Here is a 12,839-nt window from a genome sequence, read left to right on the forward strand (position 1 = left end):
GCCAGATCCAGGGCGGGCGATCACGCGTGCGCCGCGCCCTCTATATGGCAGCCCTCACTGCCATTCGAACCTGTGAGCGCTTCAAGACCTTCTACACCGCACTTGCTGCCCGGTCGGGCTCCAAGAAACTGGCTATCATCGCCGTCGCAAGGAAGCTCCTGGTCGTCCTCAACGCCATCATTCGCGACAAAACCGCATTCGTGTGAACACAGTTGCCATGCCGTTACGCTAAGGCGCTGCGGCGGTTACGGAATTCTGCGCCGTTACACTCTACAGCGGAGGTCACGGCATGGATACTTGGGTCAAGCCCGAGTATGACGACGTCAGGGGTATCGGCCAATCTCCGACAGCGCCCCTTTTCCCGATCGCCATCTGCCGCGGCAGCCATTGAACGGTTGGTGCCGTCAAAGGATCGCGTTAGTTTGATCACGCGCGGGGGCTTCGCCGGCCGCGCCTAACCCCGCCTGCAAAGGACCGCGATGACCGGACCTAACCCCAACATCAAGCATCCGATCGCGATTTATCCGCGCGTCGGCTTCCTGAAGGGACTGGTGACATCGCCTAACATCGAGATCGGCGACTTCACCTATTACGATGATCCCGACGGTCCCGATAAATTCGCTGAGAAATGCGTGTTGCATCACTACGACTTCATCGGCGACCGGCTGGTGATCGGCAAATTCTGCGCCATCGCGGAAGGCGCGCGCTTTATCATGAACGGCGCCAACCACGCCATGTCCGGCTTCTCGACCTATCCGTTCAACATCTTCGGCCATGGCTGGGAGGAAGGCTTCGACCCTGAGACATGGACGAAGGAGATCCGCGGCGACACCATCGTCGAAAATGACGTGTGGATCGGCATGGATGCGGTGATCATGCCGGGCGTCAGGATCGGCAACGGCGCTATCGTCGCCGCGAAATCGGTTGTCACGCACGACGTGCCGCCTTATGCGATCGTGGCCGGCAATCCGGCAAGGATAGTGAAGATGCGCTTCGACGAATTCACGGTGCGGCGGCTATTGAAGGCTGCCTGGTGGGATTGGCCGGTCGACAAGATCAGCCGCAATCTCGATGCCATTCGCGGCGCCGACATTTCCAGGCTGGAGGCAGCGGTTTGAACGCGCCCGAAAAAATGACAAACGACAAGAGCACGAACGAAACGGCGATCAGCCCGGAGCTGTTCACCCGCGGCTGGGTCTTCATCCGCGGCGTGCCGTCGATGAAGTTCCTGCCGCCGGAAGGACCGCCGGAGATCGCCTTCGCCGGCCGCTCCAATGTCGGCAAATCGTCGCTGATCAACGCGCTGGTCGGGCACAAGGGCCTGGCGCGCACCTCGAACACGCCGGGGCGCACGCAGGAGCTCAACTATTTTGTGCCCGACGGCTTTTCCGGCGAAGGCGCCGACCTGCCGCCGATGGCGCTGGTCGACATGCCGGGCTACGGCTATGCCAGCGCGCCGAAGGACAAGGTCGATGAGTGGACCAAGCTGATCTACGAGTATCTGCAAGGCCGCGTGACTCTGAAACGCGTCTATGTGCTGATCGATGCGCGCCACGGCATCAAGGCCAAGGACGAGGAAGTGCTGACCCTGCTCGACAAGGCGGCGGTGTCCTACCAGGTGGTGCTGACCAAGACCGATAAGATCAAAGCTGCCGGCGTGCCGAGGCTGATCGAGGAGACGCTGGCCAAGATCAAGAAGCGGCCGGCGGCGTTTCCGGTGGTGCTGGCCACCTCGTCCGAAAAGGCCGCCGGACTGGATGAGCTGCGCGCGGCCATTGCCCTGGTGGCGAACGGCGGCTGACGCCGCCCGCCAGAGACCGATCCCTCAGGATCAATCCATCTCGTCGCGTTCGGGCTCGCGATCGCGCCGGCCGGTGAGGATCTCGCGCTTGCCGACATGGTTGGGAACGCCGACCAGGCCCTCCTTCTCCATGCGCTCGACCAGCGAGGCGGCGCGGTTGTAGCCGACGCCGAGGCGGCGCTGGATATAGGAGGTCGAGCATTTCTTGTCGCGCTTGACCACCTTGACGGCTTCCTCGTAGAGCGCATCGCCATCCTCCTCTCCGATCGCGCTTTTGTCGAAGACCGGGCCCGTCTCGGCCGCTTCCTCAGCCTCCTCCTCGTCGGCGGTGACGGTGTCGAGATATTCGGGACGCCCCTGCCCTTTCAGATGCGCCACGACCTGCTCGACCTCGAGGTCGGAAACGAAGGGGCCGTGCACGCGCGAAATGCGCCCGCCGCCGGCCATGTGCAGCATGTCGCCCTGGCCGAGAAGTTGTTCCGCACCCTGCTCGCCAAGGATGGTGCGGCTGTCGATCTTGGACGTCACCTGGAAGGAGATGCGGGTCGGGAAATTGGCCTTGATGGTGCCGGTGATGACATCGACGGAGGGGCGTTGCGTCGCCATGATCAGATGGATGCCGGCGGCGCGGGCCATCTGCGCCAGCCGCTGGATGGCGCCTTCTATCTCCTTGCCGGCCACCATCATCAGGTCGGCCATTTCATCGACGATGATGACGATATAGGGCATGGGCGCGAGGTCGATCGCGCGTTCCTCGAACAGCGGCTCGCCGGTGCCCCTCTCGAAGCCTGTCTGCACCTGCATGGTCACGACCTCGCCCTTGTCGCGGGCGCCGGCCGCGCGCTGGTTGTAGCCGTCGATGTTGCGCACGCCGAGGCGCGCCATCTTGCGGTAGCGGTCCTCCATCTCGCGCACCGCCCATTTGAGCGCCGTGACGGCCTTCTTCGGATCGGTGACGACCGGCGTCAGAAGATGCGGGATGCCGTCATAGACGGAGAGTTCCAGCATTTTGGGGTCGACCATGATGAGGCGGCATTCCTGCGGCTTCATCCGGTAGAGCAGCGACAGGATCATGGTGTTGATGGCGACCGACTTGCCCGAGCCGGTGGTGCCCGCCACCAAGAGATGCGGCATCTTGGCAAGCTCGGCGATGACCGGTTCGCCGCCGATCGTCTTGCCGAGGCCGAGCGCCAGCTTGCAGGAGGTGTTTCGGAAGCCGGCCGATCCGATCAACTCGCGGAAATAGACAGTCTCGCGCGTCTCGTTGGGCAGCTCGATGCCGATGACATTGCGGCCCGGCACCACCGCGACGCGCGCCGAGATGGCCGACATCGAGCGGGCGATGTCGTCGGCCAGACCGATGACGCGGCTGGATTTCACGCCCGGCGCCGGCTCGAACTCGTAGAGCGTGACGACCGGCCCGGGGCGAACATGGATGATCTCGCCCTTGACGCCGAAATCCTCCAGCACGCTTTCGAGCAGGTCGGCATTCTGCTCCACGCGCTCCTGCGACATGTAGAAGCCTTGGCCTTCCGGCGGCATCTGCAAAAGATCTTCGGAGGGAAGCTCATAGCCGGCCATCGCGGATAGGGGCACGACCTCGCCGGCCATGGGCAGCCACGGCGCCTGCCTGGCCGATCTTGCGCTCACGGGGGGCGAAACCGGGGCGGACTCGACAGGCGTCGGTTCGACGCCCACGAGGGCCGGCGTCGGAGCAGAGCCGGCGTTCGCCGCGTTGGAGCGCCATTCGATGACCCGGTAAAACGACGTCGCCTCGCTCATGAACGCGGCACGGGGCTGGACCGGTTGCGCGGCCGGACGCTGCGCCAGCATCGGCTGCACCAATGGCTGCGCCGGAACGGCCGGCGCCTGCCCCGCCTCGTTCAGGCGCGCCCGCGCCAGGCGCTCGGCAAGAAAGGGCATGCCGAATTCGAAAAAGGCATGGTCGGAAAGATAGGACCAGCGCAGTCCGCTCGGGCGCGGCTTTGGCGTCGGAGCAGCGGCAGCCTGGGTCGGAGGGGCCGGGACTGCGGCGGGGGCAACAGTGGATGGTGCGCGGACCGGCCTCGTTTGCATCGGCGCCGTGGCGGGAGCGGCGGAGCTTTTCCGGACCGGAGCGGCTGGCGGCGGAGCCGGCGGTGCGGGCCGGACGGGCTCGGCCGCGGATGCCTTGCCTTGCGCGGCATCTTCCTGCGGGGCGGCACGCCTGGCGAGGTCGGTGTCCGGCGTGCGGGTGAACCGCACATTGGGCGCGAGGAAGAAATAGTTCTGCCATGCCGGGCGGCCGAATTCGCCGTCATCCGCCGTATTGAGCGACGCGCCACGAGCGGCATTCGATTCGCCCTGGATCGAGGACCGCAATGTCACGACCTGCCCCGCCTGCGGCTGCGGCTGCGCAACCCTACCCCGGCGCCCGGCGTCCTCCGCGCGGTCATCGTCGTCGCCTTGATAGGCGGAAGCGCCGGAAAGATTGGCACGGGGAAAACGCATGGATGTCATACTCGAGACTCGCCGATTGAACGTCTCCCGAGACATAGGAAGCGATGGTTAACAGGTCCTTCCGAAAGTGCCTGCCGGACGATGCCGATCGATATTTTGAGAGGGGTCTTGAGAGGAGGTCGGCGGACGGTTTCGACGACGGCGCGTTCAGCCGTCATGCCCGCGCCTTCTAGGACCCGCCACCGCCTTCAGCCTTGCTTCGCGCGCTTCGGGGTTCAGGTGCCCGGTGCGGTCAGGCCGATTGCAGCGCCTTTTCCTCGGCGAGAAATTTTTCCGTGGCGTAGGCCTTGAGGAAGACATCGACGCCGGAGGTCACGATATGTTCGATCTCCGCCGTGCTTGGCGCCTTGGTGCGATAGGAAAAGATGCACTGGCGGAACAGGCCGGCGAGACAGAGCTCGGTGAACTGATAGGCGGCGAGGTCGACATCGTCGATCTTGAGCAGGCCGCGCTCGACGGCTTCGTTGAGGAAGGCCATGACCTTGTCGTGGCCGCGCTTCGGGCCGCGCTCGTAAAAACGCGCGCCGAGCTCCGGTATCCTGTCGGACGCCCCGACCACCGTGCGCTGGGCCTGGATGACCTTGGCCGAGGTGATCTTGGCGGAGAGCCCCATGCCGAACTTCACCAGCGTGTTGCGCAGGTCGTCGAAATGGTCGAGCACCTCGTACATGTTCTTGAAGATGGTGCCGCGCTCTTCCTCAATGAGAGCTTCGAACAACTCTTCCTTGTTTTCGAAATAGACGTAGATCGTGCCCTTGGAGACACCGGCCTCGCGCGTGATGTCGTTCATCGAGGCGGCCTCGAAGCCCTTGTCTATAAAGACGCGGCGGGCGCCTTCGATGATCTGGGCGCGCTTGACCGGGTCCTGCCCGGCCGCAGGACGACCCTTGCGTAAGTCGAGCAGATCGCTATCGGCTGTCGTTTCGACCATGGAAGTCATTCCTTAGAAAAATATTTCGAACCGCTCGGTTCGATTTCCTCTTGATATGGTCCTCTTTCCGCGCTATGTCAATCTCCAATTCGAACCGAACGGTTCAGTATGACTGACATCCAGAGAGATCGCTATGTCCTCGAACGCGCCCGCCACCGCCGAAGTCCGCTCTTTTCCCAACGCCAAGGTCCAACCGTCGACCGAAGCGCCGGAAGTTCCTATCCAGCCCGCCGCTCCCGTTGCGACGCCGGCGGCTGAAGCACCCGCCAAGAAGAAGCGCTCTGTCCGCTCTTTCCTTTTGCCGATCATCGGGCTTGCCCTGCTCGGCGCCGGCTCCTGGTATGGGTATAACTATTGGGCCGACGGCCGGTTCATGATCTCCACCGACGATGCCTATGTCCAGGCCGATATGTCGTTCGTGTCGCCGAAAATATCCGGTTATATCGACAAGGTGCTGGTGAGCGAGAACCAGCAGGTCAAGGCCGGCGATCCGCTCTTCGTCATCGACAATGGCGACTACAAGATCGCCGTCGCCCAGGCCGAGGCGCAGATCGCCACCTTGAGCAAGACGCTCGACCGAATCGACGCCCAGACGAAGGCGGCCCAGGCCTCGCTGTCGCAGGCCCAGGCGCAGAAGATCGCAGACCAGGCCGCCGCCGACAATGCGGCGCGCGCCCAGGATCGCGCGGCGCAGCTGCTCAAGACTCATGTCGGCACGCAGGCGCAGCTCGATGACGCCCAGACCGCGCTCGACCAGGCCAAGGCTGCCCTTGTCGGCGCCGACGCGCAGATCGCCGCGGCGCAGGCCAATATCGGCGTGCTGGAAGCCCAGCGCGCGGAATCGGCCTCGACGCTCGCTTCGCTGCAGCTCACCCGCGACAAGGCCCTGCGCGACCTCTCCTTCACCGTGCTGAAGGCGCCTTATGACGGCGTCGTCGGCAACCGCTCGGTCGAGCAGGGCGACCTCGTCAGCCCCGGCCAGAAGCTCGCCGTCGTCGTGCCGATGGACAAGCTCTACATCGTCGGCAACTTCAAGGAGACGCAGCTCGGCCGCATGGTGCCCGGCGAGAAGGTCCGCATCACCGTCGATGCGATCGACGGCCAGACCTTCGAAGGCACGGTCTCCTCGCTTGCGCCGGCTTCGGGCGCGGTGTTCTCGCTGCTGCCGCCGGAAAACGCCACCGGCAACTTCACCAAGGTGGTGCAGCGCGTGCCCGTGCGCATCGATGTGCCGGCCGACGTCTTGAAGACCGGCAAGCTGCGCGCCGGTCTGAGCGTCATCGTGGCGGTCGACAGCCGCACCGCGCCGGCCTCGACGACCAACTGATTGCGGGCGGTTCGGTGGCCATTTGCGAGCGCCGAGCCGCCCAGCCTGCTTTATCCGTTTCGACGCAATCCGGGACCGCCACGCGCCCGTCCTCGAGACTTGCCTAGGGAGGCCATGATATGGCAACCGCAACCATCACCGCAGGAGCAATGCCCGCACGTCCCGTCGCTGTCGCGCCGGCCCTGCCCGCGGACCATATGCCTGCGCGCCGCGTCGTCGCCTTCCTGGCGATGGTGTTCGGCATGTTCATGGCGATCCTCGACATCCAGATCGTCTCGGCCTCGCTGTCGGAAATCCAGGCGGGCCTGAGCGCCAGCTCCGACGAGATCCCGTGGGTGCAGACCGCCTATCTGATCGCCGAGGTGGTGATGATCCCGCTGTCGGGCTTTCTCAGCCGCATGCTGTCGACGCGCGTGCTGTTCACCACCGCGGCGGCCGGCTTCACTGCGGCCAGCGCGCTCGCCGCCACCGCCACCAATATCGATCAGATGATCATCTACCGCGCCATCCAGGGTTTCATCGGCGGCGGCATGATCCCCAGCGTGTTCGCGGCCGCCTTCACCATCTTCCCGCCCTCCAAGCGCGCCGTCGTCTCGCCGATGATCGGCCTGGTGGCGACGCTGGCGCCGACGATCGGCCCGACGGTGGGCGGCTATATCAGCCACGCCATGTCCTGGCACTGGTTGTTCCTGATCAATGTCGTGCCCGGCATTTTGGTGGCGACGGCCGCCTGGTCGCTGATCGATTTCGACAAGCCCAACCTGAAACTGTTCTCGAAGTTCGACTGGTGGGGCCTGATCGGCATGGCCGCTTTCCTCGGCTGCATGGAATATGTGCTGGAGGAAGGCCCGAACCACGACTGGCTGCAGGAGCCGGCGGTTTTTGCCTGCGCCGTGATCATGACCATCGGCGGCGTCATCTTCTTCTGGCGCGTCTTCACCGCCGAGGAGCCGATCGTCGATCTGAGGGCCTTCAGCAACGTCAACTTCGCCTTCGGCTCGCTGTTCTCCTTCGTCGTCGGCATCGGCCTTTACGGGCTCACCTATCTCTATCCGGTGTTCCTCGGGCGTATCCGCGGCTACGATTCGATGATGATCGGCGAGGCGCTGTTCGTCAGCGGCCTGGCGATGTTCTTCACCGCGCCCGTTGCCGGCATCCTGTCGAACAAGATCGACCTCAGACTGATGATGATGATCGGCTTCGTGGGTTTCGCCACCGGCACCTGGTGGATGACGCATCTCACCGCCGACTGGGATTTCTATGAGCTGCTGATCCCGCAGATCCTGCGCGGCTGCTCGATGATGTTGTGCATGGTGCCGATCAACAACATCGCGCTCGGCACCTTGCCGCCGGAACGGCTGAAGAATGCGTCGGGCCTGTTCAACCTGACCCGCAATCTCGGCGGCGCCGTCGGCCTTGCAGTGATCAACACGGTGCTGATCGACCGCAACGCCTTCCACTATGCGCGGCTCTCCGAGCATGTGCAGTGGGGCAGCGAGGCGGCGCAGACGAAGCTGCAGAACATGACGCGGAATTTCGAGCAGACCGCCGGCCTCGACGCCACAAGCGCTGCGGTCTCGAAGCTGTCGGGCATGGTGCACCAGCAGGCGGCGCTTTTGTCCTTCATGGACGTGTTCATGATGCTGACCGTGCTCTTCGCCTCGCTCGGATTTTTCGTGCTGTTCATCAACAAGCCGGCGCAGCAGCGCGGCGGCGGCGGAGGTCATTGAGGAGCCGGAACCCCCGCCTGGCATCCTCAACGCGTGACCCCGGAAATCGGCGACGATTTCCGGGGTCATTCTTTTTGGAGAGATTGAAAGTGACTCTTTTGTTTTTGACGCAATTCCGGACGGAAGGCTACGGCGAAGGCGCCGAAGCACTTTTCCTGGAATTGCTCAAGCCGCCGCCGGTTTGAAGCTCAGCGCCACGCCGTTGATGCAATGGCGCAGGCCGGTGGGCGGCGGACCGTCGTCGAAGACATGGCCGAGATGGCCGCCGCAGCGCCGGCAATGCACCTCGGTGCGGGTCATGCCGAGCGAGCGGTCTTCGGTCTTGCCGATGGAGTTCGGGATCTCCTGCCAGAAGCTCGGCCAGCCGGTGCCGGAATCGAATTTCGTCTCCGACGAATAGACCGGCAGGTCGCAGCCGGCGCAGGCGAAGATGCCCTTGCGATGCTCGTTGAGCAGCGGGCTGGTGCCGGGATATTCGGTGCCCTGCTTGCGCAGCACGTCGAAGGCGGCATCGGACAGGATGGCATGCCATTCGGCATCGGTCTTGGTGACTTCGAAAGTCTCGGCTGCCAGTGCCGGCTTTGGCCCGCCGGCGCGCAGCATCGCTGCGGATCCGACGATGAGAGCGGTAGCAGCGGCCCCGCTCCAGAGAAAATCGCGACGGTTCATGGCCGTTCCTCCTGACGCATTTTGCCAAGATAGAGCGCCGCCCGGAAATCAAAAGCCGGTGATGCTCCATCTCCTGGTTCGAGCAATTCCGGACAGAAACCTTCCTGGCTCCGGATGCTGCTCCGCGCCCCCTCTGCGGGACGGCGCGGAGCACACTCTTGCCGGCAGCGCGATCTTGGATGTCGCGGCCGGCGCTCAGCCATGTCTTCGCCGGCCAGGTCCGCTTTGTTACATCTTCGGCAAGAGAATCTTATCGATGACGTGGATGACGCCGTTCGACTGGCGGACATCGGCGATGGTGACATGGGCTACATTGCCGTTCTCGTCGGTGACGGTGACCTTGCCCTTCTCCGCCTTCAGCGTCAGCTGGCAGCCGCCGACGGTCTTGACCTGGTGCGCGCCGCCATCGGCCTTGGCCATCTTGGCGACGTCGGCTGCCAACGCTTTGGCGGCGATGACATGGCAGGTGAGCACTTTGGTCAGCTTGTCCTTGTTCTCGGGCTTGAGCAGCGTGTCGACCGTGCCGGCGGGCAGCGCCGCAAAGGCTTCGTTGGTCGGCGCGAAGACGGTGAAGGGACCGGCGCCCTGCAGCGTGTCCACCAGGCCGGCGGCCTTGACCGCGGCGACGAGCGTGGTGTGGTCCTTCGAATTGACGGCATTCTCGATGATGTTCTTCTTGGCATACATCGGCGCGCCGCCGACCATGGGATTGGCGGCGTAGGCAACGGCGCCGAGCGCCGAAAGGGCGAGCGTGGAGGCAAGCAAAAGGGTGGCGAGTTTACGCATGGTATCAGTCTCCTCTGGTTGTTTTTTCCCGTCCTTGGGAACGCGAGGAGATACGGGCCCGAAAAAACTTAGTTTCACGAACGTTGCGTGATTTTTTTCTGGCGCTTTATTGTGTCAGCGCCGCCTGGCAATGACAGACAATTTGCCTCTCTGATGAAGGCAGAATATAGACTTCAATTAGTCTTCGGTGATGTACCGATCAGGATCAGATGCCCTTCAGGTCACCCGCAGCAACGACCGGACCGGTCGGCTGGCCGGTCGGCGAACCGCCGGCCGGCTCGAGGCTGACGGCGAGCACGGCGCCTTGCGCGAGCTTCTGCTGGACGGCGGGCGTGACCGGCATGCGCGCGGTCGGGCCGGCGGGGATGATGCCCATCGAGACCGGCGCGTTCTTGCCCTCGATCATCCACAGCTCGAAATCCTTGCCGGCGCCGCGGTCGCCGGAGACCAGCGACAGCCCGACCTCATGACGGGCGGCGTCATAGACGGCAAGGTATTTGACGTTGCTGTTGTCGGCGGCCAGAGAGGCGACCAGCCTGGTCTCGGGCGCCTGGACCGGCGTATTGACGTAAGGCAGCGCGACATAGACAGCCAGGGCGGCAATGGCCGCGGCGGCGAGGCCGCGCCAGAAGGCCAAGCTCGCCCACAGGCCGCCGCCGGGCGCCGTGGAGGCGGGCGACGCAAACAGGCGCCGGTCGATCGCCGCCTTGACCGACGCCGGCGGCTCGACCGCGGCATAAGCGGCAGCCATCGGCGCGAAGTGGACTTCCCAGGCATCGACCAGGCGGGCGAATGCTGTTTCCGTATCGATGCGACGGGATGCGATCTGGCGTTCGTCGGCCGCCAGAACGCCGAGAACGTATTCGGCGGCGAGCAGGTCGTCGCCTCCACCGTCCGGTCCGTTGTTTTCCGCCAGCGTCATCTTTCCAGGCATTCTCTCAGCTTGAGCAGGCTTCGCCGCAGCCAGGTCCGCATCGTGTTCAGCGGGACCTTGAAGCGCTCCGCCAGCTCGGCGTAGCTTTCGCCGCTCAGATACGCACCCCGGACGGCCGCCGCCCGGTCTTTCTCCAATTCGTCGAGGCAATGGTGGATGCGTTCGGTCTCGCCGCCCGCCACAGCCATAGCCTCAGGTCCCGGCGTCGGATCGGCGACGGCGAGGGCTGCGTCGATGTTGGCGGAAGGACTGCGCCGCGCCCTGACGCGATCGATCGCATGGTTGCGCGCAATGGCCACCAGCCAGGAAATCGGGCTCAGATCGGAAACCGCGAAACGATCCGCTTTCGTCCATATCTTGACGAAGACTTCCTGCAGCGCCTCTTCCGCATCTCCTCGGTCCCGCAAGACACGAAGGCAAACGCCGAAAAGTTTCCCGCTGGTCTGCTTGTAGAGCAGATCGAACGCAGCCCGGTCTTTCATCGAAGTCCGGACGATCAGCTTGCTGATGTCGGGCGGCCCCATGGCGGCAAATTAGAAGGTTGCGATTTATTTGCAACGGGCGCCGAGAGCTTCGCCCCCAAGGTTGTCGTGCCATTGGCTTCGAATCCCGATACCGATTTGCGGGCTCATGAGATAGTCTTCGCCAAAAGAGGGGCGGCGATGTCGATCGAGCGCGTGCTTTGGGAGCAGGATGCGACCGGTCTCGCCGACCTTGTGCACAGGAATGAAATCTCGCCGCCGGAGTTGGTCGACGCGGCGATCGCGCGCGCAGAAGCGACAAGGCCGGACATCAATGCCATCGCCACGCCGCTTTACGATAACGCGCGGGCGCGGGCCAGGACGATCGACCGCACGCTGCCGCTGGCCGGCGTGCCGTTCGCGCTCAAGGATCTCGGCATCGGCATCAAAGGCGTGCCGATCCATGGCGGCAGCCGCATCTCGCCTTTCACCGCCGATTTCAACTCGGTGATGGTCGAGCGCTATCTCGCCGCCGGGCTGATCCCGATCGCCACCAGCACCTCGCCCGAGCATGGGCTGAGGCTGATGACGGAGTCGGCCTGCTTCGGCATCACCCGCAACCCGTGGAGCACGGGTCACACCACGGGCGGCTCGTCCGGCGGCTCCGCGGCGCTGGTGGCGGCGGGCGTGGTGCCGGCGGCGCACGCTTCCGACGGCGGTGGCTCGATCCGCGTGCCTTCGGCCTGCAGCGGGCTGGTCGGCCTGAAGACCTCGCGCGGCCGCGTGCCGCTGACGCCGCTCGTCAGCGAAAGCTGGTACGGCATGGTCGTCCACCACGCCGTCAGCCGCTCGGTGCGCGATACCGCGCTGCTGCTCGACCTTACCCATGGCGCCGATCCGCTCTCGCCCTATGCTGCCCGCGCGCCGAAAGGCTCGTTTGCCGCGGCCGCCGCGCGCGACCCGGGCAGGCTCAGCCTCGCCGTCTACCGCAAGTCGCCGCTCGGCCTGCCGATCTCGGCCGAGACGCTTGCGGCGCTCGACGCCGCGGTGGCGCTGGCGCGCGAAGGCGGCCACACGGTGGAGGAGATCGAGCTGCCTTTCATCGGCCGCGACTTCATCGCTGATTTCTGCAAGAGCGTCGCCGCGGCCGTTGCCGGGACGATGCGGGCCGAGGCGCAGCGCGTCGGCCGCCCGGTGACCGGCGAGGTCGAGCGGGCGACCCGCGTGCTCGCCCGTCTCGGCGAAATGCTGTCCGCCGGCGAGGTCTATGAGGCCGTGCAGCGGCTCAACGCCACGGCGCGGCGGCTGATCGAAGAGACGGCCCAGTTCGACGCCGTGCTGATGCCGATCATCGCGCATCCGCCTTTAGCCTGCGGTTCGATGGACCCCAAGGGCGCGGACGAATTCCTCGAGAACCTGCTCGACAAATTGCATCTGACAAGCCTTCTCAAGGTCAAGTCGTTCTTCGGCCAGCTGATGGACAAGAGCCTGTGGTTCACCCACTGGCCGGCGATCCAGAATGTCAGCGGCCAGCCGTCGATCGCGCTGCCAGTGCATGTCACGGCGGACGGCTTGCCGCTCGGCATCCAGGCGGCCGGCCGGCCGGGCGACGAGGAGACGCTGCTGTCCTTCGCCGCGCAGATGGAGAAGCTTTCAGGATGGCTGAAGCGCCGCGCGCCGCTCAAGGTGCCTGCTTAGCGA

Annotated in this window: 12 protein-coding genes; 6 read left to right on the forward strand and 6 right to left on the reverse strand. The window is 64.7% G+C overall.

Features of this window, described 5'->3' with window-relative positions; genetic code table 11:
* From O7A05_RS30545 to yihA, 3 genes are all read left to right on the forward strand, one after another.
* Positions 1-206, forward strand: a 206-nt coding sequence (locus O7A05_RS30545) for a transposase (protein WP_337096963.1), incomplete at its 5' end; no start/stop codon positions are given.
* A gap of 273 nt (positions 207-479) precedes the next feature.
* Entirely contained in the window at positions 480-1,118 is a 639-nt protein-coding gene (locus O7A05_RS30550; protein WP_337096964.1) for a CatB-related O-acetyltransferase, read from the forward strand.
* 14 nt (positions 1,119-1,132) lie between these two features.
* On the forward strand, positions 1,133-1,801 hold the full coding sequence (gene yihA, locus O7A05_RS30555) for a ribosome biogenesis GTP-binding protein YihA/YsxC (protein ID WP_337096965.1): 669 nt from the start codon (positions 1,133-1,135) through the stop codon (positions 1,799-1,801).
* 30 nt (positions 1,802-1,831) lie between these two features.
* On the opposite strand, the gene O7A05_RS30560 is transcribed toward yihA, so the two are convergent.
* Positions 1,832-4,300 carry a DNA translocase FtsK gene (locus O7A05_RS30560; RefSeq protein WP_415927079.1) on the reverse strand — a complete coding sequence of 823 codons (2,469 nt, stop codon included), beginning with the start codon at positions 4,298-4,300 and terminating at the stop codon, positions 1,832-1,834.
* 232 nt (positions 4,301-4,532) lie between these two features.
* Positions 4,533-5,231: a TetR/AcrR family transcriptional regulator gene (locus tag O7A05_RS30565; RefSeq protein WP_337096967.1), complete on the reverse strand. Its 699-nt coding sequence runs from the start codon at positions 5,229-5,231 to the stop codon at positions 4,533-4,535.
* 133 nt (positions 5,232-5,364) lie between these two features.
* On the opposite strand from O7A05_RS30565, the gene O7A05_RS30570 reads away from it, so the two are divergent.
* Positions 5,365-6,558: an HlyD family secretion protein gene (locus O7A05_RS30570; RefSeq protein ID WP_337096968.1), complete on the forward strand. Its 1,194-nt coding sequence runs from the start codon at positions 5,365-5,367 to the stop codon at positions 6,556-6,558.
* Between the two features lie 119 nt (positions 6,559-6,677).
* Positions 6,678-8,288: a DHA2 family efflux MFS transporter permease subunit gene (locus O7A05_RS30575; protein WP_415927080.1), complete on the forward strand. Its 1,611-nt coding sequence runs from the start codon at positions 6,678-6,680 to the stop codon at positions 8,286-8,288.
* Positions 8,289-8,453: 165 nt separating this feature from the next.
* Here O7A05_RS30575 and msrB read toward each other — a convergent pair whose 3' ends face one another.
* The 4 genes from msrB to O7A05_RS30595 form a co-directional block, all read right to left on the reverse strand.
* Positions 8,454-8,957 (reverse strand): peptide-methionine (R)-S-oxide reductase MsrB, encoded by a 504-nt coding sequence (gene msrB, locus O7A05_RS30580; RefSeq protein WP_337096969.1) that lies wholly within the window; start codon positions 8,955-8,957, stop codon positions 8,454-8,456.
* Positions 8,958-9,185: 228 nt separating this feature from the next.
* Positions 9,186-9,743 (reverse strand): fasciclin domain-containing protein, encoded by a 558-nt coding sequence (locus O7A05_RS30585; RefSeq protein ID WP_337096970.1) that lies wholly within the window; start codon positions 9,741-9,743, stop codon positions 9,186-9,188.
* 205 nt (positions 9,744-9,948) lie between these two features.
* Positions 9,949-10,665, reverse strand: coding sequence for an anti-sigma factor (locus tag O7A05_RS30590; RefSeq protein ID WP_337097024.1), 717 nt, complete (start codon positions 10,663-10,665; stop codon positions 9,949-9,951).
* Positions 10,662-11,201, reverse strand: coding sequence for a sigma-70 family RNA polymerase sigma factor (locus tag O7A05_RS30595; RefSeq protein ID WP_337096971.1), 540 nt, complete (start codon positions 11,199-11,201; stop codon positions 10,662-10,664). Before O7A05_RS30595 ends, O7A05_RS30590 begins: the two co-directional genes overlap by 4 nt.
* A 138-nt stretch (positions 11,202-11,339) precedes the next feature.
* On the opposite strand from O7A05_RS30595, the gene O7A05_RS30600 reads away from it, so the two are divergent.
* A complete protein-coding gene (locus tag O7A05_RS30600; protein ID WP_337096972.1) occupies positions 11,340-12,836 on the forward strand; it encodes an amidase in 1,497 nt (498 codons plus the stop codon).
* Positions 12,837-12,839: the final 3 nt, after the last annotated feature.

The sequence above is a fragment of the Mesorhizobium argentiipisi (SeqCode) genome (assembly GCF_037179585.1).
In the GTDB taxonomy this organism is placed as follows: Bacteria; Pseudomonadota; Alphaproteobacteria; order Rhizobiales; family Rhizobiaceae; genus Mesorhizobium; species Mesorhizobium argentiipisi.

What these genes read in the sequence shown, in the direction of transcription:
- O7A05_RS30550 (WP_337096964.1), top strand. Translation starts at nt 480, where the DNA reads ATGACCGGACCTAACCCCAACATCAAGCATCCGATCGCGATTTATCCG.
- yihA (WP_337096965.1), top strand. Translation starts at nt 1,133, where the DNA reads ATGACAAACGACAAGAGCACGAACGAAACGGCGATCAGCCCGGAGCTG.
- O7A05_RS30560 (WP_415927079.1), bottom strand. Translation starts at nt 4,300, where the DNA reads ATGACATCCATGCGTTTTCCCCGTGCCAATCTTTCCGGCGCTTCCGCC.
- O7A05_RS30565 (WP_337096967.1), bottom strand. Translation starts at nt 5,231, where the DNA reads ATGGTCGAAACGACAGCCGATAGCGATCTGCTCGACTTACGCAAGGGT.
- O7A05_RS30570 (WP_337096968.1), top strand. Translation starts at nt 5,365, where the DNA reads ATGTCCTCGAACGCGCCCGCCACCGCCGAAGTCCGCTCTTTTCCCAAC.
- O7A05_RS30575 (WP_415927080.1), top strand. Translation starts at nt 6,678, where the DNA reads ATGGCAACCGCAACCATCACCGCAGGAGCAATGCCCGCACGTCCCGTC.
- msrB (WP_337096969.1), bottom strand. Translation starts at nt 8,957, where the DNA reads ATGAACCGTCGCGATTTTCTCTGGAGCGGGGCCGCTGCTACCGCTCTC.
- O7A05_RS30585 (WP_337096970.1), bottom strand. Translation starts at nt 9,743, where the DNA reads ATGCGTAAACTCGCCACCCTTTTGCTTGCCTCCACGCTCGCCCTTTCG.
- O7A05_RS30590 (WP_337097024.1), bottom strand. Translation starts at nt 10,665, where the DNA reads ATGACGCTGGCGGAAAACAACGGACCGGACGGTGGAGGCGACGACCTG.
- O7A05_RS30595 (WP_337096971.1), bottom strand. Translation starts at nt 11,201, where the DNA reads ATGGGGCCGCCCGACATCAGCAAGCTGATCGTCCGGACTTCGATGAAA.
- O7A05_RS30600 (WP_337096972.1), top strand. Translation starts at nt 11,340, where the DNA reads ATGTCGATCGAGCGCGTGCTTTGGGAGCAGGATGCGACCGGTCTCGCC.